At 57.7% G+C, this 25,855-nt stretch carries 32 protein-coding genes and 1 riboswitch; of the genes, 13 read left to right on the top strand and 19 right to left on the bottom strand.

Going from position 1 to position 25,855, the window contains the following annotated elements:
• Positions 1 to 107: 107 nt before the first annotated feature.
• Positions 108 to 863, bottom strand: coding sequence for a sulfite exporter TauE/SafE family protein (locus tag QZ869_RS07865; RefSeq protein ID WP_296103957.1), 756 nt, complete (start codon positions 861 to 863; stop codon positions 108 to 110).
• A 170-nt stretch (positions 864 to 1,033) separates the two neighbouring features.
• Here QZ869_RS07865 and QZ869_RS07860 point away from each other — a divergent pair, with 170 nt between their 5' ends.
• Complete coding sequence (locus tag QZ869_RS07860) at positions 1,034 to 1,447, top strand: helix-turn-helix domain-containing protein (RefSeq protein ID WP_296103820.1); 414 nt, start codon at positions 1,034 to 1,036, stop codon at positions 1,445 to 1,447.
• A 56-nt stretch (positions 1,448 to 1,503) separates the two neighbouring features.
• Here the strand turns inward: QZ869_RS07860 and QZ869_RS07855 are convergent, their stop codons facing one another.
• Both QZ869_RS07855 and QZ869_RS07850 read right to left on the bottom strand, forming a co-directional pair.
• Positions 1,504 to 2,052, bottom strand: a complete 549-nt coding sequence (locus QZ869_RS07855; RefSeq protein ID WP_296103818.1) for a YbhB/YbcL family Raf kinase inhibitor-like protein — start codon at positions 2,050 to 2,052, stop codon at positions 1,504 to 1,506.
• Between the two features lie 98 nt (positions 2,053 to 2,150).
• A complete protein-coding gene (locus QZ869_RS07850; protein ID WP_296103816.1) occupies positions 2,151 to 2,966 on the bottom strand; it encodes a helix-turn-helix transcriptional regulator in 816 nt (271 codons plus the stop codon).
• Positions 2,967 to 3,302: 336 nt separating this feature from the next.
• Here QZ869_RS07850 and QZ869_RS07845 point away from each other — a divergent pair, with 336 nt between their 5' ends.
• Positions 3,303 to 3,791: a GNAT family N-acetyltransferase gene (locus QZ869_RS07845; protein WP_296017151.1), complete on the top strand. Its 489-nt coding sequence runs from the start codon at positions 3,303 to 3,305 to the stop codon at positions 3,789 to 3,791.
• A 28-nt stretch (positions 3,792 to 3,819) separates the two neighbouring features.
• Entirely contained in the window at positions 3,820 to 4,386 is a 567-nt protein-coding gene (locus tag QZ869_RS07840; RefSeq protein ID WP_296103812.1) for a type 1 glutamine amidotransferase family protein, read from the top strand.
• Positions 4,387 to 4,447: 61 nt separating this feature from the next.
• Here the strand turns inward: QZ869_RS07840 and QZ869_RS07835 are convergent, their stop codons facing one another.
• The 8 genes from QZ869_RS07835 to QZ869_RS07800 all read right to left on the bottom strand — a co-directional run bounded on the left by QZ869_RS07835 (position 4,448) and on the right by QZ869_RS07800 (position 10,178).
• Positions 4,448 to 4,768: a hypothetical protein gene (locus tag QZ869_RS07835; RefSeq protein WP_296074271.1), complete on the bottom strand. Its 321-nt coding sequence runs from the start codon at positions 4,766 to 4,768 to the stop codon at positions 4,448 to 4,450.
• A 1-nt stretch (position 4,769) separates the two neighbouring features.
• Positions 4,770 to 5,477 carry a CbtA family protein gene (locus QZ869_RS07830; RefSeq protein WP_296074268.1) on the bottom strand — a complete coding sequence of 236 codons (708 nt, stop codon included), beginning with the start codon at positions 5,475 to 5,477 and terminating at the stop codon, positions 4,770 to 4,772.
• Positions 5,478 to 5,488: 11 nt separating this feature from the next.
• Positions 5,489 to 5,671, bottom strand: coding sequence for a CbtB domain-containing protein (locus QZ869_RS07825; RefSeq protein ID WP_296103810.1), 183 nt, complete (start codon positions 5,669 to 5,671; stop codon positions 5,489 to 5,491).
• Positions 5,672 to 5,814: 143 nt separating this feature from the next.
• Positions 5,815 to 6,023, bottom strand: a riboswitch (cobalamin riboswitch).
• A 54-nt stretch (positions 6,024 to 6,077) separates the two neighbouring features.
• The gene (locus tag QZ869_RS07820; RefSeq protein ID WP_296103807.1) at positions 6,078 to 7,001 is read right to left on the bottom strand and encodes a cytochrome c; all 924 of its coding nucleotides are present in this window, start codon (positions 6,999 to 7,001) and stop codon (positions 6,078 to 6,080) included.
• A gap of 78 nt (positions 7,002 to 7,079) precedes the next feature.
• Positions 7,080 to 7,511, bottom strand: coding sequence for a cytochrome c (locus tag QZ869_RS07815; protein WP_162686460.1), 432 nt, complete (start codon positions 7,509 to 7,511; stop codon positions 7,080 to 7,082).
• A 191-nt stretch (positions 7,512 to 7,702) separates the two neighbouring features.
• Positions 7,703 to 8,338: a LysE family translocator gene (locus QZ869_RS07810; protein WP_296017166.1), complete on the bottom strand. Its 636-nt coding sequence runs from the start codon at positions 8,336 to 8,338 to the stop codon at positions 7,703 to 7,705.
• 237 nt (positions 8,339 to 8,575) lie between these two features.
• Positions 8,576 to 9,424 (bottom strand): metallophosphoesterase, encoded by an 849-nt coding sequence (locus QZ869_RS07805; RefSeq protein WP_296103804.1) that lies wholly within the window; start codon positions 9,422 to 9,424, stop codon positions 8,576 to 8,578.
• A gap of 151 nt (positions 9,425 to 9,575) precedes the next feature.
• The gene (locus tag QZ869_RS07800) at positions 9,576 to 10,178 is read right to left on the bottom strand and encodes a superoxide dismutase (RefSeq protein WP_296017170.1); all 603 of its coding nucleotides are present in this window, start codon (positions 10,176 to 10,178) and stop codon (positions 9,576 to 9,578) included.
• 225 nt (positions 10,179 to 10,403) lie between these two features.
• Here QZ869_RS07800 and QZ869_RS07795 point away from each other — a divergent pair, with 225 nt between their 5' ends.
• Positions 10,404 to 10,736, top strand: a complete 333-nt coding sequence (locus QZ869_RS07795; protein ID WP_296037075.1) for a hypothetical protein — start codon at positions 10,404 to 10,406, stop codon at positions 10,734 to 10,736.
• A gap of 3 nt (positions 10,737 to 10,739) precedes the next feature.
• On the opposite strand, the gene QZ869_RS07790 is transcribed toward QZ869_RS07795, so the two are convergent.
• The gene (locus QZ869_RS07790) at positions 10,740 to 11,282 is read right to left on the bottom strand and encodes a GNAT family N-acetyltransferase (RefSeq protein ID WP_296103801.1); all 543 of its coding nucleotides are present in this window, start codon (positions 11,280 to 11,282) and stop codon (positions 10,740 to 10,742) included.
• Between the two features lie 103 nt (positions 11,283 to 11,385).
• Between QZ869_RS07790 and QZ869_RS07785 the strand changes: the two genes are divergently transcribed.
• Complete coding sequence (locus QZ869_RS07785; protein WP_296037079.1) at positions 11,386 to 12,267, top strand: LysR family transcriptional regulator; 882 nt, start codon at positions 11,386 to 11,388, stop codon at positions 12,265 to 12,267.
• Here the strand turns inward: QZ869_RS07785 and QZ869_RS07780 are convergent.
• Positions 12,245 to 12,853 carry a LysE/ArgO family amino acid transporter gene (locus tag QZ869_RS07780; RefSeq protein WP_296037084.1) on the bottom strand — a complete coding sequence of 203 codons (609 nt, stop codon included), beginning with the start codon at positions 12,851 to 12,853 and terminating at the stop codon, positions 12,245 to 12,247. The genes QZ869_RS07785 and QZ869_RS07780 overlap by 23 nt on opposite strands.
• A 91-nt stretch (positions 12,854 to 12,944) precedes the next feature.
• Here QZ869_RS07780 and QZ869_RS07775 point away from each other — a divergent pair, with 91 nt between their 5' ends.
• Positions 12,945 to 13,853, top strand: coding sequence for a LysR family transcriptional regulator ArgP (locus QZ869_RS07775; protein ID WP_296103799.1), 909 nt, complete (start codon positions 12,945 to 12,947; stop codon positions 13,851 to 13,853).
• 56 nt (positions 13,854 to 13,909) lie between these two features.
• Here QZ869_RS07775 and QZ869_RS07770 read toward each other — a convergent pair whose 3' ends face one another.
• Positions 13,910 to 14,794: a branched-chain amino acid aminotransferase gene (locus tag QZ869_RS07770; RefSeq protein ID WP_296103797.1), complete on the bottom strand. Its 885-nt coding sequence runs from the start codon at positions 14,792 to 14,794 to the stop codon at positions 13,910 to 13,912.
• Positions 14,795 to 15,029: 235 nt separating this feature from the next.
• Here QZ869_RS07770 and tam point away from each other — a divergent pair, with 235 nt between their 5' ends.
• Positions 15,030 to 15,800, top strand: a complete 771-nt coding sequence (gene tam, locus QZ869_RS07765) for a trans-aconitate 2-methyltransferase (RefSeq protein ID WP_296103795.1) — start codon at positions 15,030 to 15,032, stop codon at positions 15,798 to 15,800.
• 53 nt (positions 15,801 to 15,853) lie between these two features.
• On the opposite strand, the gene QZ869_RS07760 is transcribed toward tam, so the two are convergent.
• Together QZ869_RS07760 and QZ869_RS07755 are read right to left on the bottom strand one after the other, a co-directional pair.
• Positions 15,854 to 16,222, bottom strand: a complete 369-nt coding sequence (locus QZ869_RS07760; RefSeq protein WP_296103794.1) for a VOC family protein — start codon at positions 16,220 to 16,222, stop codon at positions 15,854 to 15,856.
• Positions 16,223 to 16,267: 45 nt separating this feature from the next.
• Positions 16,268 to 16,972: a YafY family protein gene (locus tag QZ869_RS07755; RefSeq protein WP_296103792.1), complete on the bottom strand. Its 705-nt coding sequence runs from the start codon at positions 16,970 to 16,972 to the stop codon at positions 16,268 to 16,270.
• Positions 16,973 to 17,163: 191 nt separating this feature from the next.
• On the opposite strand from QZ869_RS07755, the gene QZ869_RS07750 reads away from it, so the two are divergent.
• The gene (locus QZ869_RS07750) at positions 17,164 to 18,447 is read left to right on the top strand and encodes a TadE/TadG family type IV pilus assembly protein (RefSeq protein WP_296103789.1); all 1,284 of its coding nucleotides are present in this window, start codon (positions 17,164 to 17,166) and stop codon (positions 18,445 to 18,447) included.
• A gap of 59 nt (positions 18,448 to 18,506) precedes the next feature.
• Here QZ869_RS07750 and QZ869_RS07745 read toward each other — a convergent pair whose 3' ends face one another.
• Entirely contained in the window at positions 18,507 to 19,406 is a 900-nt protein-coding gene (locus QZ869_RS07745; RefSeq protein ID WP_296103788.1) for a LysR family transcriptional regulator, read from the bottom strand.
• A 138-nt stretch (positions 19,407 to 19,544) separates the two neighbouring features.
• Here QZ869_RS07745 and QZ869_RS07740 point away from each other — a divergent pair, with 138 nt between their 5' ends.
• Both QZ869_RS07740 and QZ869_RS07735 read left to right on the top strand, forming a co-directional pair.
• Positions 19,545 to 20,726, top strand: a complete 1,182-nt coding sequence (locus QZ869_RS07740) for an MFS transporter (protein WP_296103784.1) — start codon at positions 19,545 to 19,547, stop codon at positions 20,724 to 20,726.
• An 85-nt stretch (positions 20,727 to 20,811) separates the two neighbouring features.
• Positions 20,812 to 21,639, top strand: a complete 828-nt coding sequence (locus QZ869_RS07735; protein ID WP_296073753.1) for an aldo/keto reductase — start codon at positions 20,812 to 20,814, stop codon at positions 21,637 to 21,639.
• Between the two features lie 152 nt (positions 21,640 to 21,791).
• Here QZ869_RS07735 and QZ869_RS07730 read toward each other — a convergent pair whose 3' ends face one another.
• A complete protein-coding gene (locus QZ869_RS07730; RefSeq protein WP_296103781.1) occupies positions 21,792 to 22,550 on the bottom strand; it encodes an SDR family oxidoreductase in 759 nt (252 codons plus the stop codon).
• Positions 22,551 to 22,654: 104 nt separating this feature from the next.
• Between QZ869_RS07730 and QZ869_RS07725 the strand changes: the two genes are divergently transcribed.
• Positions 22,655 to 23,080 carry a helix-turn-helix domain-containing protein gene (locus QZ869_RS07725; protein ID WP_296073748.1) on the top strand — a complete coding sequence of 142 codons (426 nt, stop codon included), beginning with the start codon at positions 22,655 to 22,657 and terminating at the stop codon, positions 23,078 to 23,080.
• A 12-nt stretch (positions 23,081 to 23,092) separates the two neighbouring features.
• Here the strand turns inward: QZ869_RS07725 and QZ869_RS07720 are convergent, their stop codons facing one another.
• Positions 23,093 to 23,485, bottom strand: coding sequence for a hypothetical protein (locus QZ869_RS07720; RefSeq protein WP_296017202.1), 393 nt, complete (start codon positions 23,483 to 23,485; stop codon positions 23,093 to 23,095).
• A 211-nt stretch (positions 23,486 to 23,696) separates the two neighbouring features.
• Between QZ869_RS07720 and QZ869_RS07715 the strand changes: the two genes are divergently transcribed.
• On the top strand, positions 23,697 to 25,259 hold the full coding sequence (locus tag QZ869_RS07715) for a helicase HerA-like C-terminal domain-containing protein (protein WP_296017203.1): 1,563 nt from the start codon (positions 23,697 to 23,699) through the stop codon (positions 25,257 to 25,259).
• A 317-nt stretch (positions 25,260 to 25,576) separates the two neighbouring features.
• Positions 25,577 to 25,840, top strand: coding sequence for a GNAT family N-acetyltransferase (locus QZ869_RS21755; protein WP_367115321.1), 264 nt, complete (start codon positions 25,577 to 25,579; stop codon positions 25,838 to 25,840).
• The last annotated feature ends 15 nt before the right edge of the window (positions 25,841 to 25,855 follow it).

The following is a 25,855-nucleotide window of genomic DNA, read 5'->3' as shown; positions in this document are numbered from 1 at the left end:
GCTTATCCTTACATAGTATAGGGGGGTATACTATATTGCTCGAAGTGAAGCCGCAAGCCTCTCCTCGCTACGAGGGACGGGGCGAATGTCTGTGGAGGGATTTGGAATCAGGTCTTCAACGCATCGAACAACGGCATGCTGATCACCGCAGCAGTCGCGATCATCGCATAGCAGATGCGGCGAAAGGTTCTTTCCTCTGCCAATCCAAACATTCTGCTGCCCAGCCATACGCCAAGTCCGTAGGTCGGTGCGACCAAAACCGCCAAGGCTAGGATTTGAAGGGTGATGAGCCCGCTCCAAAGATAGGCCGTGGCGTTGAGGACTGTGGAAATCGCGAAGTAGACGATGATATTGGCCCGAACGATGGTCGCCGGGACCGCCCCGCCCAACCAATAGGCGACGACCGGTGGTCCACCAATCTGCGCCACGCCGGAAAACACGCCGGCAATTAGACCAACAGTTGCTGTCAGAATTGCCTTTGGCTTATCACGGTATCGCCACCCGGATATCAAGAGCGACAGCAGCACCACGACGATGCCGACAATGGCCCAGCGTATGATGACGGGGTCGAGTGTTATCAAAAGGTGGACACCAAGCGGCACGCCTATGATGGCGCCGACCGCCATGGTGAGTACGTCGCAGTGATCCGCACGGCGTACAGCAGCCGGTATCATGCCCAGCGTCATCACCCCATCGACCACGAGAAGAAGCGGAACGGCGATCTGAGGTCCCATCACCGAACTCGCGAGCGGTACAAAAATCAGCGCGGCACCGAATCCGGAAAAACCGCGAGCCAGGCCTGCGCTCAAGGCAACAAGGACCAAAAATGCCAGAGAGGGAACGGAAAGATCGGTCGATAAGATACTGGGCACGGCGATAATCATTGAAGTGAGGCGTTCTCGTCATACTCCATCAGCGCTCGTAAATAGCCAACGCTTTTCTCGAATGCCTGACGGCGGGAGACGGCAGAAGGATTGCGTCCTGATTGGCTTAAACCTATATCTCTACAAGCTATAGCTATGAGGATGAGGACATGTATTCCATCGGCGAATTATCGAAGCGGACCGGCGTGAAAGTCCCGACCATCCGATATTACGAGCAGATGGGCTTGCTCAACGAGGCGGACCGCTCCGAAGGCAACCAGCGACGGTATGAGAAGGCTGATCTCGAACGTCTCGCCTTTGTTCGGCACGCCCGAGATCTTGGTCTCAACATCGACGCGATACGAGAATTGATTGCCCTTAGTCAGCATCGCGAAATGCCGTGCGCAGGTGCAGACCTAATTGCGGCCGATCATCTCGCCACCGTGCGGGAAAAGATTGCCAAGCTGAAGAAGCTCGAACACGAGTTGGAACGCATCGTCTCCCACTGCGACGGGCATTCGATCGAAGACTGCTATGTTATCCGGGCACTGTCAGATCATGGTCTGTGCGATCACGATCATTAAGATGTCATGCTGCAGAGGACAGTCGCCATCGCCTGCGACTGTCCTCTGCTACGCACTTAACGGTTATAGACCGCTGTGATCTTTGCCGTGGCAATGGTGTTAGCGCCGATCATGAATCCAGCTAGGGCGTTGCTGGCATTGTCCGGCAGATCCAGATGCTCTACGCCGAGGGCATGGACGGTGAAAATATAGCGGTGGACCTCACCAGGTGGCGGGCATGCTCCGCCAAAAGCGGCCGCACCATAATCGTTGCGGATTTCCGACGCTCCTGCTGGCAATTTCTTCTCGCCGCTCGCGCCGAGTTCGAGCGACGTTTGAGAAGCGGGAATATTCACCACGTTCCAGTGCCACCAGCCTGAGCCTGTGGGGGCATCCGGGTCATAGGTCGTAATGGCAAAGCTCTTCGTACCGGCGGGCGCACCTGACCAGGCGAGCTGCGGCGACTGATTTCCGCCCTCGCAGCCGAAGCCCTTAAAGACAAAGGTGGACGCAAGTTGCTGGCCCTCGGCAATCGACGTACTCGACAATTTAAAATCCGCTGCGCTAGCGGTCGTGGCGCTGAGCAAGGCGAGCATGAAGCCGGCTACGACGTTCCTTTTCAGCATGATGAGGTGTCCTTTCCAGACGTTGATCATGCTCAATGAAATAAACCGGCCAGGAATTTCGAGCTTCCGGCTCGCGATCAAAGACTATCGAAAAACGATCAGAATTCGGCTGTTCGGATAGAACGTGGTTTAAGACCGAACCTTTTGCGGAAGGCCTCTGAGAAATGCGAAGGCGTCTTGAATCCACATTCCAGGGCGATGTTGGAGATGGAAAAGTCTGTCGATTGCAACATCCCTAACCCCTTCTCCAATCTCGTGTTCAACAGAATCTGCGAAAATCCGGGACCGGATTTCGCTAGCCACCGCCGGAAACTGGCTTCACTCATGGCAAAATGCCGAGCAACGTCTTCCACCCGCCAAGGCTGGCTGATGTCGGCCTCTATCAGACGCCGCACCTGGTTCCATGGCTGATCTTCACCTCGCTTCGGCAAATGGACTCCGTGATGGCGAAGCCAGACCAAGGGTTCCAAAAGGCGATGGCGCTTGACCGAGATGGGCGAAGCGTCATCATCCAGTGCTCGCCGCGTGATCTCCACGACATCATAGTCATCGCTTTGTGCCTTACGAATGATCTGAACGCCGGGCGAGCCTGCCGCGCGTGGCTGATCGGAGAAAACCGAGTCAATCAACTCATGATCGAAGTAGATGCCGGTCGCCCTATAATTCGCGGCACTGACGGGACGGTTTTCCAAGGTGACGATAGAACCAGAGGGGAAAATCAGAACGTCACCGGACTCGCCAACCAGCTCGCCGTTCACAGGGCAGACGACCCTTTTGCTCCCCGCACAGATAAAGCACAGGAAAGTCAGACCGATGAACAGATCCGTGAATGTCGCTGCCGTTGCTTGGGTTATGGGAAGCAGCGAGACGCCTGCACGATGAAAACCCAACTGCTCTGCCGATTGCGTGGTCATAAATCTCGTTCGTCCCTGCCTGCACTTTGGTTGAATATCTCGGCGATGCACATAGCGGCTTGAGCGGGACCGATGTCAATCAAACACTCGCTCCCGTGAGTCGGATGGAACTGGAGAGGCCGGAATGCTGAAACCACCCCTTGACAGCTTTCCGATTCGAGCGCATTGAATCGCCCATGATCAACGAACGCGCACCCATCTCCTGCACGTATTTTTGGGCCTACCTGTAAAGGGCGGCTCGACAGATCACTTTGTCAACAAGCCGCCGTTAGGCGGCTTTGTTGTTTTCCAAGCGTCCTGACGGCAAAAGACCAGAAAACCCGAAGGACCAGACCAATGACCGAAGACAGCCTTTTGACACTGCCGAGACCGCCCGTCGTCACCATACGTGGCGCGCGCCCGGCGGATTTGCCCGAACTCAACGAAATGATCACGCTGCTTGCCGCTCATCATGGCGATGCCGCAGCGATCACGCCTGAGAAGCTGGAGCGCGATCTTTTCGGCCAAGTCCCCTGGATCACCGCACTGGTGGCGGAAGCTGCAGGCGAGCTTATCGGCTACGCCATTCTCGTGCCGCTCTACCGCGCCCAGGAAGGCCGCCGAGGAATGGAGCTGCACCATCTCTTCGTGCGTGACGGTCATCGCGGACACGGCACCGGTCAGCACCTCGTGGCGCGCGCTCGCGATGTAGCCAAGCGATGCGGCTGCGACTTCCTGTCCGTCGGGGCTGCGACCGGCAATTTCGCCGCGCACAAGTTCTACGAAAACATGGATTTCATTTCGCGTCCCGTCACAGGCATGCGCTTCATGCAGGCGATCGCCTGATCCGCCTTCTGATATTTTGGAGGATGATATGGCCCGTATTGGAATTGCCCTGACAGAAGAGTTTGCCGATTGGGAGCCTGCGCTGCTTGCCGCTGCGGCGCGGGGCTATCTTGGTGTCGAGATCGTAACGGCATCTCCAGATGGCCTACCCGTTACGTCTATGGGTGGGTTCAAGGTCGCGCCGGAAACGGCTCACGACGCCCTTGATCCTAGCACTATAGACGCCCTCGTCATTCCTGGCGGCCTGTCTTGGGAAAAGGGTAAGGCTCCCGATTTCAGCGATCTGGTCCATCGCTTTCGGGAAAAAGAACGCGTCGTCGCAGGGATCTGCGCCGCCGCGAGTGCGCTAGCAGGCACCGGCATCCTGAACCACGTTGCGCACACGGGGAACTCGCTGGAATCGCACCAGCGATATGACGCTTATGATGGGTCAGTGCTTTATCGCGACCAGCCGAGGGCTGTCAGTGACAAGGGCATCGTCACCGCGCCCGGCAACTCGCCGGTGAGCTTCGCGACAGAGGTATTGGAAGCCCTTGGTCTCTGGGCACCGGAAGCCGAAAGCGAACTTTCGGTGTTTTCCGCAGAGCATCGATAGGGCGCCATGCCTCTCTCTGAAGCCACAAAGGCCGCTCTGTGCAAGTCCACTCATCGTGCTTTCAACGGTCCAGAACACGGCAGAGGCGCGCCGGTCCTTGCGCGTCTTCCACCGCCATGGCGCGGCGTAAATCACGGCTGTTGATGTGGAGGCTTCGGTCGGATGGAATTGTCATCCGCTCGATCTTCTTGCGCGCAGCATCGAGAAAAGCGTCCCGGTTTTCCAGGAAGTAAGCCCGGCACGTCTGCGCTGTCGGCGCCTCTTGCAGGAGCGCCTTGAAGGCAAGACGATGCATGGCGCAAAGCGCGCCATGACCGGGAACCGGAAAACGCAGGCAATCGAGCTCATCGCTCCAGTCGGCTGCGTTTCCCCCTGTGATCATCTTACTTTGCAGCTTCGAAACGCTTGAGGAACAGGCCACTCAACGAGCCGAGGATCAGCCAGAAGACGAAGCTGGTAACGGTGGCGAGAACGACGAAGCGGCGTTCCAGCGGCAGAGGTGCCAGCGCGTGTTCACCTGTAGGCGGCAACGGCGCACCGACGACATGCGGCGCAACAATCAGCACGACAGCAAGGATCACCGCCCAAGGCTCTGAACGGCGAAACGCAAGAAGCGCAATGCCACCGGCCGTGGCGGCCGCGGTTGCAATCCACCAGATCTGGCGCGCACCGAGATCGGCCGCCGGGCTTCCCGGCAGTTCCGGCGGCAGGCCGATCATCGGAGCCAACATCACGGTGGCAAAGCCCGCAAGCCCCCAGAAAAGCCCCTCGCGCCAGCCACCCTGAGCGCCGCGAAGCGAGATCAGGCCAGTGAGCACGAGCGCATAGCCGATGGCAGTCAGCACATTGGCGGCCACGGTGTAGGCGTTACGCTCGAACCCATCGGCGGGGGCCCAAGCTTCAGCGTCGTGGTGGTGATCGGCTGGTGTGGCGGCATCATGCGAATGGTCTGCTTCGCTGCCGGCACCCTCGAACGTTTCCGCCTGGAGAATGAGCGGCGTTGTGCCAACCGCTTGCATGGCACTGACGGCCAGTCCGGTAATCAGGCCGACGAGCACAGCGGTAAAAACGATATTCCTGAAAAACGACATCTCAGTTCCCCTCAATGGCAGGGGAAGGCATTGGCGTGGCGCGTATCATGCGCCGCATTATGCATGGCCTCGACATGCGAGAAGCCGACGAAACCGACGATAAACAGTCCGAGCGCTACAGCGGTCAGGGCTTGAAGGAGTTTCGAAGTCATTGAGGAAACGGCGCTCGACGCCGTGTTCTGTTGGATAGACATGGTGACCCTCTTTTTCAGCGGCGCGCTGTTTTCAGGCAGCCGGACGCACGCGTTCAACATTCACCACGGGGAAAGACAAACAGGGCTTTTCGGACGGATGATTCCTGCCCGAAAACCGTGCTCTTCCGGACACCCCGCCGGCATTGACGACACTTCGTGATGGCAGGTCTCCTGGCTCGCGGGTCGTAGCTTTGAAAACGCCTTCCCGATGCAAAAAACAGCATCAGTGGCTTTCGTTTTCAGGCTCGCCGCTCACAGTTGCGGGGGCAGCCACGAATGAGAGCGAAGCTCCTATCGTGTTCCCTTTTCACTTTCCGGCAGGACCGGAAAGACCATCACCTGTCTGTTATCAGTCAGAGGTTGTGTAGAGTCAATGCGAGAAGCGCCGCCTCCCGCATTCAGGATTTCAGCGCGCCGGAACTGCCTTGAGATAAGCGGCGATCGCATTGCGGTCATCGGTAGAAAGCTTCGCCATGTTTTGCTGCACCTTGACCATGGAGCCGCCGACACTGTCGAACTCCGGCGTGAAGCCGGTCTCGAGGTAGTTGGCGATATCTGCTGCCGTCCAGGAGCTGATGGCCTGCGAGCCGGGCGTGATATCGGGGATCGTTCCCTCGCCTTCCGGGTTGGGGCCGCCCGCCAGCCACTTGTCCTTGATCAACCCGCCAAGTGCCGTGCGTGGCGTATGGCATTCGCCGCAATGGCCTGGACCTTCCACCAGATACTGGCCGCGTGCGACATCGGCGCTGGCATTGTCATTGGCAAGCTGCACGCGCGGCGCACCCTTGTCAAAATAGAGGAACTTCCAGCCACCGAGAGCCAGTCGCATGTCGAGCGGGAATGGTAGATCGTGGGCAGGCGCATCATTGGTGCTGGTGGGCAACGTCTTCAGATAGCCGAAGAGGTCGTTGATGTCCTGCGCAGTCATGCGGGCGTAGGACGTATAAGGGAAGGAGGGATAGAGATGTTCGCCATTCTTTCCAACGCCTCTGGTCATGGCGTCACCGAATTCGGCCACTGTCCAGCTGCCGATACCGTGCTGAGGATCTGGCGAGATGTTGGGAACGTGAAAAGTGCCGAAAGGGCTCGGTAAGGCCTGGCCGCCGGAAAGCGTTTTCACGGCGTCTCCGGTCGCATCCGGGGCGGCGTGGCAGCTTGCGCATCCGCCTGCCCAAAACAGAGTCTCGCCATTGGCAAGATCCGGCTCGCCCAGATTGGCCCAGTGGCTTGGTGGTTGGCGCTCAGGTGCCGTCACCCACATGAAGATACCGAAACCGGCAATCCCCGCGACCGCAATGCCGCCTGCCAGCTTTGCCCATATGGATGCCATCCGCCTCTCCGCCTAATCGATAAAACATCAAAAAAAAGAATAGCCCGCCGCTGAACCGGCGGGTGTGTCTTCGTCGTCTTACTTCTTCAGACGATAGGCCTGATGGCAGGAGCTGCAATCGGCGCCGAGCGTCTTCAGGGCAGCACCCGTGCTGGCCTGATCAGTCGGCAACTGTGCGAGCACCGCGTCAGCATCGGCGCCAAGCTTCTCAGACTTCGCCTTGAAGTCGGCGAAGTTCTGCCAGATGGCAGGCGACGCTGCACCGCCTTCGGAGCCCGCCGGGAACTGGTCCGGGAATGCCTTGGCGTTGGTGCTGATGGTGGTGACAGCGGTCTTCACGGTCTCGGCGTCGTACGGCTTTTCGCCCTTGGCGATCGCGCCGAGTGCGCCCATGGCGCCACCGATCTGCTTCATCAAGCCTTCGCGCTTTTCAACTTCGCCGGCCGCGGACACCGCTCCGGCGCAAAGACAGCCTATAAGAATGGATGCGGCAATCGTCTTGAATTTCATGCTCTCTCTCCTTGTTCCGGTGTCACCGGAGGGTGGTTGTTCGCCGTCCCGCATCGATCTCACGACACGCGCATGCGTGCCGGGCGGCACACCGAGTCGAACAGAGATGAAGATGCAGGCTACACGTGGCAAAAAGAAGTCACATTCAGGTGATTTTCCAAAGGAAAATCAGGTACCTAAACTTGTCTTTTTCAGTTTCCTTTCAACCCTTCCCAAAGTGTGAAGACGGCAACTAAAATCAGCAGCAGCCCGGCGATCCTACCGATGAGAATTGTCGCTCTAGGGGATGACACCAGAAAATCACGACTTTTGCCAGCGGTTAGCGCCAGCGTGCCATAGACGGCCAGTTGAGTCCCAGCAGTCATCAGCCCCATGACGATGCCTTGAACCCATATCGGACCATAGGCGGGTTTGAGAAATTGAGGGTAGACAGCCATCATGAAGAGATAGGCTTTCGGGTTGCTGAGGCAGGTAATGACTCCGCGCCGAAAGGCCCGCCAGGCGGAAGCGCTAGCACTGACCTCATCTGCTTCGATCACAATCGAGCTTCGTATCAGGCTGAACCCGATCCAGATCATATACGCCGCACCGAAGATCATCAGCGGCGTGAAAAGAACGGGAATGAGCGTCGCCAGAAGGGCAATGCCGATGGCGCCATAGAGTGAATGCACCGCTCCACCTGCGATGATGCCGGATGTCGCGGCAAGCCCGACGCGTCTCCCGCCAGTCAAGGAACTGGCCAGGACGAGGAGCATATCTATTCCTGGCAGCATGATGATACCAAAGAGCAGCGTGAAATAGAGCCAGAGGTTTTCAGTATAGGTCATGTCGGTCCGGACACATGGCGCGGAGAGAGGATCGAGAGAAATTCTCGAAACCTTATCCACCCGGTGGAGGGACTGTATCAAATGAATAAGTGTGGTGGATTCAACTCGCTGACGAGAGGCTTTTCAAAGCTTGTCGTGATCTCTCAGGTCATCTCATAAATTTTATTTTTATCGCATGTCGGCAGCGCAAAACCTCTGCACACTTTTGCACAACACGCTTTAGCGCGCATCGTTCGCTCAAAACACCAGAACGCGGCTCGTCTCGCGGCCAAAACCACGAATGGCGATGCGATCCGGATAGACGTCGGCGATCGCAAAGGCATTTTGGTCCAGCGTGTCCACCATGCCTTTGATGTTGACGAAATGGGTATTGCCGATCGCGCCGTAATTGCCTTCATGATTGTGCCCGCAGAACCACGCCTTGACGCTGTGGTGGGCTGCAAGCAGTTTCAGCACTTCGGGGGCATCCCACATATTATGCGCGTTCTCCGGAAAGAGCGGATAGTGGCAGAACAGAACGACATGTTCCTGCATGGCATCGGCCTTTGCGAGTGTCGCTTGTAGCCAGGAAAGTTGCTCATCGCTGAACGAGCCGTTCCAATCCTGCGCATTCAAAGCCCCGGCCTGCCGCAATGCCTCCAGGCGCATCTTTGCAAGCTCTCGACGGGGGTCGCCCAGCGGAGGCGCGAAGGTGCTGACATCATTGCCATCGAGCACGATGAAGCGGAATTCACCGAGACTGAAGTCATGCCATCTGGCCGGCATGCCGAGCCGCTCATGAACCCTTGCCAAATGCTCAGGCTCGACGGCGAAGTCGTGGTTGCCAGGAAGGAGCACGCAGCGATGCTTCAGCTGATCATAATATCCAAGGATAAAGTCGAAGCTATCCCACCCTCGGTCGATCAGGTCGCCGAGGGTGACGACAAAAGCGAGATCCTCCTGGTTGAAGGCTTTAATCGCTTCCGCCAGCTTCTTCGTACTTTCCGCATAAAAGCGGTTCATCTCCGGTCTTGCAGGTATATCGGCGTATTGCGGGTCGGCGACGATGCCGAATGAAAAGAGCGGTGTGGCGGGTGTATCTGTCATGGTCGCTACCGCTTAGAAGCGCCGCATGACAGCGGTGTGACAGACATTGTAGAGGAAGGCCCGTTCAGGCTTCTTATCGAACGGGACGCAGCCGGAAAGCAAAACACCCAGCGCGAAGGCCGGGTGTTGCTTATCCGATCCTATCGGAAAATTACTTGGAAGCGGCTTCGTAGCGCTCCAGAACGTAATCCCAGTTGATGAGATTATCGACGAAGGCTTCGAGGTACTTCGGACGCAGATTGCGGTAGTCGATGTAGTAGGAGTGTTCCCATACGTCGACGCCGAGGATCGGCTCTGCACCGTGAACCAGCGGGTTTTCGCCATTCGGTGTCTTGGAGATTTCAAGCTTGCCGTTCTTGACCGAGAGCCAAGCCCAGCCGGAGCCGAACTGCGTGGTGCCGGCTGCGATGAAGTCCGCCTTGAACTTGTCGTAACCGCCGAGATCGGAGGCAAAAGCCTGCTCGAGCTTGCCGGGCAGCTTGTTGCCGCCGCCGTCCTTCTTCATCCACTTCCAGAAATGGACGTGGTTGTAATGCTGGGCGGCGTTATTGAAGAGACCGGCATTGGTGCCGAAGGACTTCTTCACCACCTCTTCGAGCGAAAGGTCGGAAAGACCGGCTTCTGCAGCCAGCTTGTTGCCATTGTCCACATAGGCCTTGTGGTGCTTGTCGTGGTGAAACTCCAGCGTTTCGCGCGACATGTAGGGCGCAAGCGCATCATAATCATATGGGAGTTCGGGAAGTTCAAAGGCCATGGTTTTACTCCTTGTTGCAGCGGCTGGGCCGCTCCTCGAAACCTAGTGCGCGGACCATAGGATCAGCTATCAATTCAGGCAACCTGTGAATTATCAAAATGTTCCAGCAAAAGAGAAAATTCCTCTCGTGCCTCTTCAAAAACATGATTGCGACCCAGTTTGCCGTACCGATTCCGAACGATCCGTTCGGCTGATCTCGTGAGAAACTACAACAAGGACATGGCAATGAAACGACAGGCTCTGGTTTTGATCTTGGCATCCTTTGTGGCACTCCCCGCAGCCGCCTCGTCCGACAGCGCATGGGAAGAGTTCGTCGCCGACGTGCAGGCAAAATGCCTCGACGCGGGTGCGAGGCTGATGGATGATCCAAAGGCCGTGGTCGATCCGACAGGAAGCGAGAATTACGGTCTTGCGATCCTGACCGGAAAGGCAAAGGGAGCAGACGCCACTATCAGCCACATCTGCGTCTATGACAAGAAGACCAAGGCCGTTGAACTGGGAAGCGAACTTTCCGCGGATTCCGTGAAGGTCGAGCTTCCCGGCTCCACCAAGCCGTAAGACTTAGAATCTTGGCGTCGTGTCCGCCTCGCCGAGCGGTCGCTGCATGAGAACGATATCCAGCCAGCGGCCATGCTTCCAGCCGACGGATTTTAGCGTACCCACCATCTCGAAACCCGTGGCGCGGTGAACGCCAACCGATGCGGCGTTCTCAGAATCGCCGACCACCGCTACCATCTGGCGAAAGCCCCGCGCCGTTGCCTCGTCAATGAGCGCCAGCAGCAGGGCCTTGCCAATGCCCAAGCCCTTTCGGTTCGGATCTAAATAGATCGAGTCCTCCACCGTGGCGCCATAGGCCGGGCGCGCGCGGTGTGGTCCGGCATAGGCATAGCCGACGACCGTGCCTTCCATCTCCGCAACGATGTAGGGAAAGCCGCCTGAAAGAAGCTTTGCACGGCGTTCACGCATGACGTCAGCCGTCGGCGGCTCGATTTCGAAACTGGCGCTGCCATGGAGAACGGCGTCACGATAAATTGCGACGATCGCGGAAATATCACCCTCTTCGCAGGGGCGGATGATCAAGGCGGCTTTTGTCGGGGAGGTCATTGATGGGAGTCCTGAAAGGGTATGCGTCTCGTTGCAATCTGCACCAGAGACATACCCAAATAAAGATTATAGATCTTATGCAGAGCATAAGGATTTCTTTGTCATGGATTTGGACCTCCGACAGTTGAAGAGTTTCATTGATGTCTCGGAGCTTGGAAGCTTCTCCGCCGCGGCCGAGAAGGCAAGGCTGACCCAGCCCGCCATCAGCCTCCACATTCGATCGCTTGAAAAGCAACTCGGCGTTCGACTCATTGAGCGTGTTGGACGCAAAGCGCAGCCAACGCCCGCAGGCCGTGATCTACTGGTTCATGCAAGACGCATATCCGACGAGGTATCTCAGGCGATCGACACAGTCGCGCCGCATCGAGGTGGCCAGAGCGGCCGTTTGCGCATCGGCACCGGCGCAACGGCCTTGATCTACTTTATGCCGGCAATATTGCGCGAGATCCGCTATCGAATGCCTGGCATCGAAATTAGGGTGGAAACCGGCAATACGCCGGATGTCGTTCGCCTTCTCGAAAACAACGAAATCGACGCCGCGATCGTCACGCTCCCCGTCACCGGTCGCAGCCTCGATCTGCGCAAGGTCCACCAGGAGGAGTTGCTAGCAATTTTTCCGCATGACGCGTCAGACATTCCTCAAGTCATAGATCCAGACTATCTCTGCGCTCAGCCGCTGCTGCTCTATCAAGGCGGCAATACCCGGAAGATCGTGGACGGGTGGCTGAAAGAGAGAGGTGGACGAGTTCAGCCCATCATGGAGCTGGGAAGTGTCGAGGCGCTGAAGACGCTGGTGGAAGCCGGTCTTGGCGTCGCCATTGTGCCTGCAATGGCCGTTGGTGACGTCGAGCGGAGCAAACTGCAAATACGATCGCTTGTGCCGAAGCTGGAGCGTGACCTCGTGCTGGCACTCAGGCGCGATAAGCACATGAGTGCGCCGCTCCGCGCCCTGGTCGCTGCGCTTAACCGCCAGTCAGAAGCGTAAGCGCAATCAGCCACATGACTAGCGCGATGATACCTTCCAGAATGCGCCAAGCGAATGGATTGGCAAAAACGGGTCGCAACAAGCGCGCACCATAGCCAAGCGAGAAGAAAAACACGCCCGACGCCGTCGCCGCACCGGCTCCGAAGACCGCTTCCTTGTCGGGAAACTGCGTCGAGATCGTGCCGAGAAGAACGACCGTATCGAGATAGACATGCGGGTTCAGCCATGTCAGTGCGAGACAGGTCAGAAGCGTTGGCGCGAAAGGAGTGACGGTGCCGGACGCAGCGGCCAAAACCGCCGAAGAGCGAAGCGCCGATTGCAGGCTTTTTGCGCCATACCACACCAGAAACGCGGCACCCGCATAGCGCATGGCGGGCTCGATTGCAGGCATGACCGTGGCGATCTGCCGGAACGCTGTGACGCCGACGGTGATCAGGATCGCATCCGACAGCGCGCAGGCTAGACAGACGGCGAAGACGTGATCACCTCTAAGCCCCTGACGCAACACGAAGGCATTCTGCGAACCGATGGCCATAATTAACGTCAGCCCCATGGTGAAGCCTGTGAAATAAACCGAAAAATCCATGCGATGCCCCTTGTGCCTCAGCATCGAATAGTTGGCGGGAAACCATTAATACAGTTAAAGGTACTTACTTCGATTAAGCAGGGCTAAATCTATGGACTATGCATCGCTTCGCGCAGTGGCAATGGTGGTGCAGACCGGCAGCTTCGAAAAGGCGGCACTTTCTTTGCACGTCACGCCATCGGCCATCTCTCAGCGGGTTAAGCAACTGGAAGAGCGGCTGGGCGCCGTCCTCATCCTGCGTGGAAATCCCTGTACCGCCACCGAGAAAGGTGCGTGGGTCTGCCGCCACATGGAGCATGTGGGGATGCTGGAGTCGGAGCTTTTCAGCCAGCTTCCCGCGCTCCTCTCTTCGGATGAACCCAGCAGCCGGGTAACGCTCCATATCGCCACCAATGCCGATAGTCTCGGTACTTGGTTCCTGAAGGCGGTTTCCGCTTTCACTCGCCAGTCTGGCTTCCTCCTGAATGTGGCAGTGGACGATCAGGACCACACGGCCGAGTGGCTACAGCGCGGACGCGTGCTCGCGGCAGTGACGAGTCTGGAGAAGCCGGTCCAGGGCTGCCGCGTCACGCCACTCGGCTTTCTGCGGTATCACGCAACAGCGAGCGCAGCGTTTGTCGACCAGTATTTTCCCAACAGCGTGACTGAAGCCGGACTTGCACAAGCACCTGCCCTCACCTTCAACCAGAAAGATCGGCTTCAGCAGCAATGGATCCGCCAGGTTTTTGGGGCGGCGATTGTCCACCCAACCCACTGGCTTCCCTCTACCCAAAGCTTCGTCGATGCAGCCTTGTTGGGCATGGGCTGGGGCATGAACCCGGACCTTCTGGTGCGAGATCATCTGGCGGGCGGACGATTGGTAGAGCTCAAGCTCGGCACGCCGCTCGATGTCCCGCTGTTCTGGCAGGTCAATAGACTGGCGGCGGATCGGCTGAAGCCCTTGACGGATGCGGTCGTCGAGGTGGCACGTCGAGAACTGGTGCAGGCAAAGGGCGAATAGAACTCCCTGCGACGTCGAATTTACTTACGTCCACAGGGAGGGTTCACGCCATATCCTCACTCCGCTGGAGCGGTGGATTTCGCCCAGTCCAGGTAAAGGTCCAGAGCTTTGCGAGCCACGGGGCCTGCCTGGAGTTCGCGGTCATCCAGCTTGATGACCGGGGAAACCTTTGAATAGTTGCCGGAGCAGAAAATTTCGTCCGCGTTGCGGAAGTCTTCGACTGAAAGTGTCGCCTCACGCACGTCGAAACCGGCCTGCCGCAACAACATCATCACGCGTGAGCGGGTGATGCCCGCCAGGAACGTCCGGTTCGGCATCGGCGTATAGACAATGCCATCCTTCACCATGAAAACGTTGGAGGATGCAGACTCGGCGACATTGCCATTCATATCGCGCATCAAAGCGTTGTCGAAACCGCGCGAACGGGCTTCGATGATGGCGCGGCCGCTATTGGGATAAAGGCTGCCAGCCTTTGCGTCGGTCATCGCGGTTTCCGGCGAAGGGCGACGAAGCGGCGAAACCGTGAGCGTCAGCGGCACGCCGGCATCCATCGGCGCCTCGAACAAGCAGAGGGCAAAGCGAGTAGACTCGGCATCGGGCGCCACGACGGAGCCGCGCATGCCATGCTCGGCCCAGTACATCGGCTTGATGTAAATCGCCATATTGCCGTCGAACTTCTTCACGCCTTCCAGCGCCAATTGCTCGATTTCTTCCGCAGTCATGGTCGGCTTCATGCCCATATTGACAGCTGAGCGGTTGACACGCTGGCAATGCAGATCGAGGTCCGGCGCCACTCCGTCGAACCAGCGTGCGCCATCGAAGACGGTAGAAGCAAGCCACATCGCATGCGAAGTCGGTCCGATCAGAGGAGGATTGCCAGGAAGCCATTGACCATCGACATGGGTCCAGGTGGTGGAACGGGGTGCGGTATCGACGGACATGGCATTCTCCTTCTTGAATGCGTCGGAATGAATGCCCGTGCGGCTATGAGGTCAAGGTGAAATTCCCGACAAAACGCAAAAGGAAGGATTATTGCCCGAGTATTGTCGTGAAATGTGCATTTGTTGCGTGCAGCCAAGAGCTTGGTCTGGGCGTTGATGCTCCGATCGCGTTGATCTGGCGGTTGCAAGAACGCTGTGTCAACTTCGGTATCATACGAGCGCAGGGAGAGACGGAATGGCATGGTCGGCACAGCAATATCTGAAATTCGAAGACGAGCGGACGCGGCCGGCGCGTGACCTTCTGGCGCAGGTTCCACTGGAGCGCGTGATGACGGGCTTCGACCTTGGCTGCGGCCCAGGCAACTCGACACAGCTCCTGACGGAGCGCTACGGCGTCAACGTCATCACGGGGGTCGATAGCGACGACAACATGCTGGAAGAAGCAGCGGTCAGGCTGCCGATGACGCAATTCGTTCAAGCTGATCTTTCATCCTGGCTTCCGGACGAACCTGCCGATCTGCTCTACGCCAATGCTGTGTTCCAATGGCTGCCGAACCATATCGACCTTCTCGAACGCCTGATGGATCACCTCAACCCCGGAGGCGTCCTCGCCATCCAGATGCCGGACAACCTTAATGAGCCCGGCCATTTGCTGATGGAGGAAACGAGCCGCTCCGGCCCATGGAGCGTGAACTTCGAGGGGCGGCAACTGCGCCGCCAGCCTCTGCCTTCTCCCGCCGACTACATCGATCGGCTGGCGCCGAAAGCGCTCCGTGTCGATGTGTGGCACAGTATTTACAATCACCCCATGGCCGATGCCAGCGCCATCGTCGAGTGGGTGAAAGGTACGGGCCTTCGCCCTTATCTGGCAACGGCCGGCGCTGAACATCAGGACGCTTTTCTAAAGGATTACCGGCAGCGGATCGACGCTGCCTACCCGCCCCTTGCGGATGGAAGACGCCTCCTGCGCTTTCCGCGATTGTTCATCGTCGCGGTCAGATCCTGATCATCGATGGCCAGGCACCGTGGCGATGCCTGGCCATCGAGCACGACTAAGCTTCAGCCGTGGAAGGCGTAGACACGCAGCCGATAGCCATCCGGATCCGCCGCCAGAAACGTGCGGCCAAAATCCATCACTGTTGGCTCTTGAAGAATTGTCAGCCCTTTGCTCTTCCACTCAAGATGACATGCATCCACAGCATCGTCCGAGTGTAGAACAAAGGCAATTTCGGCAGCGCTGCCGTCGGACGATAGCGGCGGCGCGGCGCTGTGGCGAGACCACAGCCCAAGCCGCATGCCGCTTTTCAGATTGAATAAAGCAAATGTGTCCGAGAGTTCGACAGGTTCTGCGTCAAGCAGATTGCCATAGAAAGCAGCGCTCTGGCGGGGATCTTTGGCGAAAAGAATGATGAAGTTCGGGTGTTCCACGATCGGTCTCCTTTGTTGATGGAAAGACCTTAGCGAAGCACAGTGTCAGTTTCTGTCAGCAGCCTCCTGCCGCGCCGTCATCATCTTTCGCCAACCGCTCAGCAGTGCCTCCCGACGCTTTGAATAGCGCGTCTCGGTCGAGGTAAAAGACAAGATGCGGTCCGCACGGAAACTGCGATAATCCTGCCGGAGTTCGCACCATGCCAGCAACACCCGCACCTGATCGAAAAAGGCCAACGCGAAGGGCCAGATAATCCGGCGGCTGCTGCGTCCCTGTTCATCCGCGTAATCGATTTCCATCTTCGTCTGGCTGCGAATGGCATTTCTAATCGTACCGAGATCGACATGCGGCATATCGATGACCTGACCGGGCCCGACAAGAAGCGTGGAGTTGTCCAGCTCTTCTGCCAGGGCTTTTGGCAGGACCGCGGCGATCTTGGAGAGCCCGGCTCGGGCCGCCTCCGCCAAAGCACCATCTGCCCTGCCTGCCACCCACCGAGAGCCCAAAACCAGCGCCTCGATCTCCGCTTCGGAAAACATCAGCGGCGGAAGTAGATAGCCAGGTCTCAACACATAACCGACACCGGCCTCTCCTTCGATATTCGCACCCTGCGCCTGAAGCGTGGCGATATCGCGGTAGAGCGTGCGCAGGCTCACCCCGGTGGCTGACGCCAGTTCCGCACCGCCAATCGGTCCACGACGGCTACGCAGCAATTGAAGGAGATCAAGTAGACGTTGCGAACGTGACAATGATTTCTCCGGCCACACTGACATCATTTGCTTGCCGCCCAGCAAAACAAACAAATATCAAATCTAAACGGCGATTTTTATTGGTCGAGTAAAATTTTTACGGCGTTCAAAACCGTTTGTTATTCATTTAGCGGCAGTTATTTCCAGTATCAATAAGTCAAACGGGCTCGCTTTTATTTCAAGAGGCTCATATGCGCAATATATGGCGTGACAGGAATGGCAATTTCGCCATCATGACGGCTCTACTGGCGGTGCCACTTTTCGGCGCAGCCGGAGTCGCGTTAGACATCAGCCAAGCCCTCGTGGTCAAGGAAGATCTGCAAAAGGCTGCCGATGCCACGGCCCTTGCCGCCATTGCCAAAAATTCCCCCTATGTCATCGAGGCTCGAAAAATGAGCGGAGACGGGCCGATCATCGCTCAAGGCAACGTCTCGATGGATTTCTTCAACAAGGCTTCGGCCGATCATGGAGACGACTTCGTCGTTACCAACATAGCCTTGAAAGTCAACAAGACCGGTAACGAAGTCGAGTCTTACGTGGAATATAAAGCCACGGTGAACACCACACTGTCACAACTGTTGAACATGGAGTTCTTCACCGTCAGCGGTAAAGCGACGGGCAAGTACGTGACCGAGCGATATACCAACTTCTATCTTCTTCTAGATAATACGCCATCGATGGGTGTGGGCGCGACGCCTAGAGATGTCGCCACACTGGTGGCGAACACGCGAGATCAGTGTGCCTTTGCATGTCATGATGTGTCGGCAGGCGCCAATAGTTACTACAACCTCGCCAAGAAGCTGGGAGTGACGACACGCATCGACGTCGTGAGCAAGGCAACCGCTGCTCTGATGGACACAGCAGCGGATATGCGGCTGGTGCCCAACCAGTACAGAATGGCGGTCTATACTTTTGGCGAAAAGGCCGAGGACACGAAGCTTTTGGAGGTGGTGCCTCTAACGTCGGATCTTACGCTCGCAAAGAGCAGCGCGAGCAAAATCGACCTCATGTCCATCCCCAAGCAGGGCTACGATAACGACCAGCAAACAGACTTCGATCGTGCAATGACGCAAATTGGTAGCAAAATGGGTCTTCAGGGCGATGGCAACAGCGCGGTGACACCGGAGAAGGTTCTCTTTTTCGTTTCCGATGGCGTTGGCGACAGCTACAAGCCAACGATTTGTACCAAGCGAACCACGGGTGGACGTTGCCAGGAGCCAATCGATACAAAGCTGTGCAGCGCTCTGAAGTCGCAAGGTTACCGCGTTGCTGTACTTTACACGACCTATCTTCCGCTGCCGACGGATGGCTGGTACAATCAATGGATCAGCCCCTTCCAATCGGAAATCTCGGGACGCATGCAGGATTGCGCTTCGCCCGGTCTCTTCTTCGAAGTCAGCCCGACGCAGGGTATTGCCGACGCAATGTCAGCCTTGTTCAAACGTGTCGTGACCTCTCCTCGCCTCTCCGGCTGACCAAGACCATGAGAGCGCGGTGCCGTTCTTTCGGTTTGAATGCACGCCTCGTGCGGTGATCAATTCGTTTCGATCCGCTCGACAAGGAAGTCTATGAAAGCACGGATACGGGCCGCCAGATGCTCGTGTCCGGCATAAACGGCATGGACGAGTTCCATGTCGCCACCGTTATAGTCCTCTAGGATCGGCACAAGCCGTCCGGCCTCGATGTCCGGGCGAACGTGGAATTCCCCTATACGGCCTATGCCGACGCCGAGCAGACATAGTTGCCGCTTGATGGAGCCGCTCGACACGAGGATATTGCCACTTATTGCCTTGGTATAGGTGGCCTGCGTGTGAGGGTCGCGGAATGGCCATTCATCGAGGCTGCGACGAAAGTTAAAGCCGATGCAGTTGTGATGATCAAGGTCGTCCGGCGCCTTCGGGACACCTTGCCGGCTCAGATAATCCGGCGACGCCACGATCACGCGCCGGCTGGAGAAAAGGCGCCGCGCCATGAGTGACGAGTCCCTCATAGGGCCAATGCGAATCGCAATATCGGTGCGCTCGCCGATGAGATCGATCACGCCATCTGTCAGTGTGAGATCGAGTCGAACTTTCGGGTGACGGTCGGCAAACTCGCCGAGGAGCGGAAGAATGCATCGCTCGCCAAAGCCGACCGAGGAATTGACGCGCAGCAAGCCTCTCGCCTCTTCACGCCCGCCAGCGACCAGTTCTTCCGTCTCGTCGATCTCTTTCAGAATACGCCGGGCGCGGCGAAGATAAATCTCGCCCTCGGGTGTGAGTTCCAGCGTCCGGGTGGAACGGACGAGAAGGCGCGTTCCCAGCCGCTCTTCCACCCGTGACACGAGCTTGCTGACGGCAGAGGGCGAGAGCTTCAACCGTCGTCCAGCGCCAGAGAAGCTTTTCAACTCCGCAGCCAGTACAAAAACCTCCATCTCGCCCGCGCGGTTATCCATCAGCTCGCCTATGATTTCAATTCCAAAATGATTATCAATTAATCGGGATTATCAAACAAGTACCTTGCGCCGATATTCAGCCTTGAACCTCAAACCCATCGAGATTGCCTGCTATGACAGGCCTGAAAGGCACACCCCATGCCCCTTGCTCTTTTTGCCCTGACGATTGCTGCATACGCTATCGGCACTACGGAATTCGTCATCGTGGGTCTTCTCCCCACCGTCGCTAACGATCTTCACATTACATTGCCGCTCGCCGGGCTCATCGTGTCCGTCTATGCGCTGGGTGTAACCTTCGGCGCGCCCGTTCTGACGGCGTTGACCGGCCGCATCGAACGCAAGCCGCTTCTGCTTGGACTGATGGGCCTTTTCATTCTCGGCAATAGCGCTGCGGCACTGAGCCCCAGCTACGAGATGCTGCTAGTGGCACGCGTCATCTCCGCCTTTGCCCATGGCGTGTTCTTTTCCGTCGGCGCGACCATTGCCGCTGGGCTTGTGCCGGAAGATAGAAGGGCGTCGGCCATCGCCATGATGTTCATGGGGCTGACCGTCGCCATCGTGACCGGCGTGCCGCTGGGCACGCTGATCGGTCAGATTTTCGGCTGGCGCGCCACGTTTTTTGCGGTTGCAGCACTCGGGATTGTCGCCTTTATCGGCATTGCGGCACTGTTGCCATCAACACTTCAAAAAGCACCGGCAGCAAGTCTGATGGAGCAATTGCGTGTTCTCGGCTCGGGGCGGTTGCTGCTTGCCTTCGCCATGACGGCACTTGGTTATGGCGGTACATTCGTCACATTCACCTTCCTTGCCTCCATCCTTCAGGAACTGACAGGCTTTGCCGAAAGCACCGTCAGTCTTGTCCTGGTGCTTTACGGTCTCGCGATCGCGGCGGGCAATCTCGCAGGCGGACGAATTGCCGACCGCGATCCGGTAAAAGCGCTTGGCTGGCTCTTCGGGCTTCAGGCACTTGTTCTGGCGCTCTTCACCTTTACCGCCACCTCCGCAACTGCCGCACTTCTTACGCTCGTTGCCTTGGGGTTTCTGTCCTTTGCCAACGTTCCCGGCCTTCAGCTCTACGTGGTGCAACTTGCCAAGCGTTTTCGTCCGAACGCCATCGACGTGGCCTCTGCACTTAATATCGCGGCCTTCAATCTCGGCATCGCCGTCGGCGCCTGGATCGGCGGCATGGTCGTCGCTTCTCCACTCGGACTTGGCGCAACGCCATGGGTCGGTGCGATGCTGGTCTCGTCTGCGCTCGTGCTTACGCTCATCAGTGCAAGCCTCGACGGAAAGCGGGCAGATCGCGTGCAGCCCGTTTGAACCAAACCCGCCCTTTAAGACTTAGGCTAACGACCTTCCTGTCCCGCGTCCAAGCGGGACCACAATCCGCAAATGGAGACATAACATGAAGACAGTAAACGCCAATGGCGCAAATATTCCAGCTCTCGGCTTCGGCACCTTCCGCATGCCGGAAGAGGATGTGCACCGCATCTTGCCGCAGGCGCTGAAACTCGGCTTCCGACACGTGGACACGGCGCAGGTCTACAAGAACGAGGCGGCTGTCGGCGATGCCATCGCAAAGTCCGGCATCGAGCGCGGCGACATCTTTCTGACCACCAAGGTGTGGGTGGATCAGTACAGGCACGACGACTTCATCCGCTCCGTGGATGAGAGCCTGACGAAGTTGAAAACGGATTATGTTGACCTTCTTCTTCTGCACTGGCCGAAAAGCGATGTGCCGCTTGCCGAACGGATCGGCGCGTTGAACGAACTGCACAAGGCGGGCAAAGTCCGCAATATCGGGGTCTCCAACTTCAACGTGGCACTGATGGATGAATCGGTGCGCCTGTCTGAAGCGCCCATCGCCAATAACCAGATCGAGTATCACCCCTATCTCGATCAGACCAAGGTGATCGAGGCTGCCCGCAAGCATGGCATCTCGATTACCGCTTACTATCTGATGGCCGATGGCAAGGTGCCGAAAGATGAGGCGTTGCGCGACATCGGCGCAAAGCACGGCAAGACCGCAGCGCAAATTGCGCTGCGCTGGGCGGTCCAGCAGCCCGATGTGATCGCTCTTTCCAAGACTGCAACGGAAAGCCGCCTCCCCGAAAACTTCGATATCTTCGACTTCGAGCTTTCGGAGGACGAGATGAAGGCAATTTTCGCGCTCGCGAAAAAGGACGGCCGCATCGTCAATCCTGGCCATCTGGCACCCGACTGGGATAACTGAGCCTTTTCAGTGCTACACAAAGGCCGCTTCGGGCCGAGTACAACGGAGGCTGCGCCGAGACCACGGCGCAGCCACACCAGGCCAGCCGCTCGCGGAGTGACCTGCTGCCTGGTCGAAGCCGCAACGCGCAGGCCAGCCACGATCGCTGAACATCAGGAATGCAGGCTGTTCACCATGCCGAAAACCTGATCGAAATTGCCGTTCTCGGCTGCAAAACGCAATGGTTTGCAGCGTTCCACGATCACTTCCTTTTCATCAGGCCTGCTAGTCAGGATTCCCATCACCTCCGCGACGAACTCATCAAGCGGCATGGCCCGTTCGTCGGCGGCCTGTTTCTCACCTTGAAGCGTAGTCTGAACGTAGGGTGGAGCAATTTCGATGACCTCGACCGATGTATTTTTCAACTGCTCCCGCAGAGCCATGGAATACGCATGGATGGCAGATTTCGTCGCGCTGTATGTCGGTGTCGCCACCATGGGTACAAAGGCTAGGCCCGAAGAGACGGTGAGGACAGCGGCGTGAGGCTTTGGCAGGAAATGCGGAAGGAGCGCCGCCGTCAGACGGATCGGGCCCAGAAGGTTGGTGGCAATGGTTTCCTCGGCAATGTCCAGATAATCGGGCGCCGCAGTAATGTCTTCGTTCTTCATGATACCGGCATTGTTGATGACGACATTGAGGTCCGGGTGTTTCCGGATCAGCGTGTCGGCAAAGCTGCGGATGCCATCCGCCTTCGTTGCATCCAGCACCACGGAAACCATGCCGGGATTGGCGGCTGTCACGTCATCCAGTGACGATTGCCGGCGACCTGAGATGATGACCTTGTTGCCGAGCGCGTGAAAAGCTTCTGCGAGCGCACGACCGATACCGGAGCCGCCGCCGGTAATGAGAATGGTGTTTCCTGTCATTTTCATTTTGGCTGTCCTCTCTTGTTGGATGGACTCAACCTAGATATGCTGCTCTCCTATGGAAAGTAGGCACCCAAAAGATTTATACTTACCCGAAAGAGAGTGTCTTTATGAAAAGGCATCTGGCAGATCCCGCCATCGAGCAGAAGCGTCTTGATCCGCCACCAGGTGAGACCGATCCGGTTATCGAAGCGCTGGTCCAAGACATCATCGCGAAGGTGGCAGACAAGTGGACGATGCTGATCCTTGAAGCCTTGGAAGAGCATGGCACCATGCGCTTCACGCAAATCGGCAAGGCTGTCGGCAATATCAGTCAGAAGATGCTGACCAAAACGCTACGGCAGATGGAATGCGACGGGCTGGTGACGCGGATCATTCATCCGGTCATTCCGCCGCATGTGGACTATAGCCTCACTCATCTCGGCAAGACACTCGGCAGCGCTTTTTGCGGCGTATGGATTTGGGCAGAGACGCACCATGCAGATATAGAGAAGGCGCGGAGAGCCTTTGAAGAGCAGACTCCGCGCCTGACATAACGAATGATGCGATCAGGCGAACTGGCTGAGGCCCGGTACCGAAGCAATCACCTTGTCCACGACTTCATCGCCTGCATGCTGGCGAGCAATCGAGATGGTCGTCTTTGCAAGAGCGGAAATTTCGCCCATGCCGAGACCCTGGCTCATCAGTTGCTGGCCTAGCCCCATGATGCCACCGCCGCCGATTGCGCTCATCAGACCACCGAGAAGGCCACCGCCACCCTGCCCTTCGCCGTTGTAACGGGCGACGAGCTCCGGCGCGCCTGGGATCGCTTCGATCATCTTGGCGACAGCCGCGTCATCAGCCTCGCGCTGGAGGAAACCAAGCATCATGCCGAGAGCCTTTTCCGCCTTGTCCGGCGCAATGCCCACTCTATCCGCGACCTGAGTTACGATTTCGCTCATAAATTTCCTCCTGAATGCGAAATTACGTTCACGTCAACGTAAAACAATTGAAACCGAGACTCAAGGCCGCCAGGGCCAGTCCATCAAAGGTTTTTCGATACGCTCTTTTCAAGCTTATCAAACAGTTGTTGAGGGTAAAAACAGTTCCTATAAGTATGAAGAGGAAATCGAAATTGGGCACCGCTGCCCGATAGTTGGGAAGGAACGCCAGATGCTGCAGGACGGCAAGCTTTACATCGGCACGAGCCGCAACCCGGACGACAGCCTCAACAAGGGCGAATATCTCGACCTTCGGTTTGGCAACCGCCACGGGCTGATCACCGGGGCGACGGGTACAGGCAAGACAGTATCGCTGCAGGTGCTGGCAGAAGGCTTTGCAAAGGCGGGTGTTCCGGTTTTCTGCGCCGATATCAAGGGCGACCTTTCTGGCATCGCCAAGCCGGGCGAAGCCAAGGACTGGGTGACCAAGCGCGCCGAGCAGATCGGTTTCTCAGACCTATCCTTTGAACAGTTCCCGGTGATCTTCTGGGACCTTTACGGCGAGAAAGGCCACCGCGTTCGCGCCACCATTGCCGAAATGGGACCGCTTCTGCTCGCCCGGCTCATGGACGCCTCCGAAGCGCAGGAGGGCGTTCTGAACATCGCCTTCAAAATAGCCGATCAGGGCGGCCTGCCGCTGCTCGATCTGAAGGACCTGCAATCGCTGCTGAACTATATGGGCGAGCATGCAAGCGAGCTCTCCAGCCAGTTCGGCCTTATCTCAAAATCCTCCATCGGATCTTTGCAGCGCGGTCTTCTGGTGCTGGAGCAACAGGGTGCGGAGCATTTCTTCGGTGAGCCTGCGCTGAAAATTTCCGATATCATGCGCACGACAAGCGACGGGCGCGGCGTCATTTCCGTGCTGGCTGCCGACAAGTTGATGATGAACCCGCGCCTCTACGGCACCTTTCTTCTGTGGATGCTCTCCGAACTCTTCGAAGAACTGCCCGAAGTGGGCGATCCGGCAAAGCCGAAGCTCGTCTTTTTCTTCGACGAGGCGCATCTTCTGTTCAACGATGCGCCGAAGGTGCTCGTCGAACGTGTCGAGCAGGTCGTTCGCCTCATCCGCTCCAAGGGGGTAGGTGTCTATTTCGTCACGCAGAACCCGCTCGACGTGCCGGAAACGGTTCTCGCACAGCTTGGCAATCGTGTGCAGCACGCGCTTCGCGCCTATACGCCGCGGGAGCAGAAGGCGGTGAAAACCGCAGCCGATACCTTCCGTCAGAATCCGGCCTTCAGCACGGCCGAAGCCATCACCACCCTTGGCACGGGCGAGGCGCTGGTGTCCACTTTGGAAGACAAGGGCGCACCCTCCATCGTCGAACGCACGCTGGTGCGTCCCCCATCAGGGCGCGTCGGCCCGGTCAGCGACGACGAGCGCCGCAGCATCATGGCCTCCAGCCCGGTTGCTGGCGTCTATGATCAGGACATAGACCGCGAATCCGCATTCGAGATTCTTGGAGAGCGAGCCCGTAAGACCGCAGAGGCCGAAGCCGCAAAGCGAGCAGCGGAGGAGCAGGCAAGCCAGCAGCCCGACAGCGCGGCTGGCCGCTGGAAGTTGCCGGGCTTCGGCGACGAAGAACCGAAGCAAGCCTCAACGACCGGCGCACGACGCTCCAGCGGATATCAGCGCGAAACGGTTATCGAAGCTGCCATGAAGAGCGCAGCTCGCTCCGTGGCAACGTCCGTCGGGCGCGCGCTCGTTCGCGGCATTCTGGGAAGTCTGCGACGATAGCGCGCCGCCCTCCCCTGTTCACACGGCTGCCTCAATGCGCAATCACTTGCGTCGGTTCTCGCTGGCAACGAGATAACCCCCGGAGCGCAATAACTCCAGGGAGACATATGAGAGCATCCAATTTCTGCCGGTGGAAACTGAACGCCTTGTCCTGCGCCGGTTCGCTCCAAGCGATTTCAACGCCTGTGTCACCTATCATAGCACCGACGAGGTCTGCCGATTCTTTACGCAGAGCCGCCCTCAGGCGACGCGCTGAGAACACAGTTCGATAGCACGTTTTCAGCTTCTATTGACAAGGATGGCGATCTTTCGCGGTTGTGCGGAGAGGGGATCGGGTACTGCTGGGAGAGGTTCTGCTGAAAATCGCAAGCGCGGATGCTTTACAGGCAGAGGTGGGCTATATCTTCAATCCAGCGTTCAGAGGCAAAGGCATTGCCACCGAAGCTGCACGCGCCACGATCAAGCTTGGTTTTGTCGAGCTCGGCTTTCAGCGGATTTTTGCGCGGCTGGATGCGCTCAATCGCGGCTCTGTCGATGTGGTCGAGCGGTTGAAGATGCGCAAAGAAGCCCATCTCTTGTAGAATGATCGCTTTAAT

Source organism: uncultured Agrobacterium sp., assembly GCF_913777885.1.
Taxonomy (GTDB): domain Bacteria; phylum Pseudomonadota; class Alphaproteobacteria; order Rhizobiales; family Rhizobiaceae; genus Agrobacterium.
The sequence above is the reverse complement of the archived record's forward strand: the minus strand, read 5'-3'. Positions and strand labels throughout refer to the sequence as shown.

What these genes read in the sequence shown, in the direction of transcription:
- QZ869_RS07860 (WP_296103820.1), top strand. Translation starts at nt 1,034, where the DNA reads ATGTATTCCATCGGCGAATTATCGAAGCGGACCGGCGTGAAAGTCCCG.
- QZ869_RS07855 (WP_296103818.1), bottom strand. Translation starts at nt 2,052, where the DNA reads ATGCTGAAAAGGAACGTCGTAGCCGGCTTCATGCTCGCCTTGCTCAGC.
- QZ869_RS07850 (WP_296103816.1), bottom strand. Translation starts at nt 2,966, where the DNA reads ATGACCACGCAATCGGCAGAGCAGTTGGGTTTTCATCGTGCAGGCGTC.
- QZ869_RS07845 (WP_296017151.1), top strand. Translation starts at nt 3,303, where the DNA reads ATGACCGAAGACAGCCTTTTGACACTGCCGAGACCGCCCGTCGTCACC.
- QZ869_RS07840 (WP_296103812.1), top strand. Translation starts at nt 3,820, where the DNA reads ATGGCCCGTATTGGAATTGCCCTGACAGAAGAGTTTGCCGATTGGGAG.
- QZ869_RS07835 (WP_296074271.1), bottom strand. Translation starts at nt 4,768, where the DNA reads ATGATCACAGGGGGAAACGCAGCCGACTGGAGCGATGAGCTCGATTGC.
- QZ869_RS07830 (WP_296074268.1), bottom strand. Translation starts at nt 5,477, where the DNA reads ATGTCGTTTTTCAGGAATATCGTTTTTACCGCTGTGCTCGTCGGCCTG.
- QZ869_RS07825 (WP_296103810.1), bottom strand. Translation starts at nt 5,671, where the DNA reads ATGTCTATCCAACAGAACACGGCGTCGAGCGCCGTTTCCTCAATGACT.
- QZ869_RS07820 (WP_296103807.1), bottom strand. Translation starts at nt 7,001, where the DNA reads ATGGCATCCATATGGGCAAAGCTGGCAGGCGGCATTGCGGTCGCGGGG.
- QZ869_RS07815 (WP_162686460.1), bottom strand. Translation starts at nt 7,511, where the DNA reads ATGAAATTCAAGACGATTGCCGCATCCATTCTTATAGGCTGTCTTTGC.
- QZ869_RS07810 (WP_296017166.1), bottom strand. Translation starts at nt 8,338, where the DNA reads ATGACCTATACTGAAAACCTCTGGCTCTATTTCACGCTGCTCTTTGGT.
- QZ869_RS07805 (WP_296103804.1), bottom strand. Translation starts at nt 9,424, where the DNA reads ATGACAGATACACCCGCCACACCGCTCTTTTCATTCGGCATCGTCGCC.
- QZ869_RS07800 (WP_296017170.1), bottom strand. Translation starts at nt 10,178, where the DNA reads ATGGCCTTTGAACTTCCCGAACTCCCATATGATTATGATGCGCTTGCG.
- QZ869_RS07795 (WP_296037075.1), top strand. Translation starts at nt 10,404, where the DNA reads ATGAAACGACAGGCTCTGGTTTTGATCTTGGCATCCTTTGTGGCACTC.
- QZ869_RS07790 (WP_296103801.1), bottom strand. Translation starts at nt 11,282, where the DNA reads ATGACCTCCCCGACAAAAGCCGCCTTGATCATCCGCCCCTGCGAAGAG.
- QZ869_RS07785 (WP_296037079.1), top strand. Translation starts at nt 11,386, where the DNA reads ATGGATTTGGACCTCCGACAGTTGAAGAGTTTCATTGATGTCTCGGAG.
- QZ869_RS07780 (WP_296037084.1), bottom strand. Translation starts at nt 12,853, where the DNA reads ATGGATTTTTCGGTTTATTTCACAGGCTTCACCATGGGGCTGACGTTA.
- QZ869_RS07775 (WP_296103799.1), top strand. Translation starts at nt 12,945, where the DNA reads ATGGACTATGCATCGCTTCGCGCAGTGGCAATGGTGGTGCAGACCGGC.
- QZ869_RS07770 (WP_296103797.1), bottom strand. Translation starts at nt 14,794, where the DNA reads ATGTCCGTCGATACCGCACCCCGTTCCACCACCTGGACCCATGTCGAT.
- tam (WP_296103795.1), top strand. Translation starts at nt 15,030, where the DNA reads ATGGCATGGTCGGCACAGCAATATCTGAAATTCGAAGACGAGCGGACG.
- QZ869_RS07750 (WP_296103789.1), top strand. Translation starts at nt 17,164, where the DNA reads ATGCGCAATATATGGCGTGACAGGAATGGCAATTTCGCCATCATGACG.
- QZ869_RS07745 (WP_296103788.1), bottom strand. Translation starts at nt 19,406, where the DNA reads ATGGATAACCGCGCGGGCGAGATGGAGGTTTTTGTACTGGCTGCGGAG.
- QZ869_RS07740 (WP_296103784.1), top strand. Translation starts at nt 19,545, where the DNA reads ATGCCCCTTGCTCTTTTTGCCCTGACGATTGCTGCATACGCTATCGGC.
- QZ869_RS07735 (WP_296073753.1), top strand. Translation starts at nt 20,812, where the DNA reads ATGAAGACAGTAAACGCCAATGGCGCAAATATTCCAGCTCTCGGCTTC.
- QZ869_RS07730 (WP_296103781.1), bottom strand. Translation starts at nt 22,550, where the DNA reads ATGAAAATGACAGGAAACACCATTCTCATTACCGGCGGCGGCTCCGGT.
- QZ869_RS07725 (WP_296073748.1), top strand. Translation starts at nt 22,655, where the DNA reads ATGAAAAGGCATCTGGCAGATCCCGCCATCGAGCAGAAGCGTCTTGAT.
- QZ869_RS07720 (WP_296017202.1), bottom strand. Translation starts at nt 23,485, where the DNA reads ATGAGCGAAATCGTAACTCAGGTCGCGGATAGAGTGGGCATTGCGCCG.
- QZ869_RS07715 (WP_296017203.1), top strand. Translation starts at nt 23,697, where the DNA reads ATGCTGCAGGACGGCAAGCTTTACATCGGCACGAGCCGCAACCCGGAC.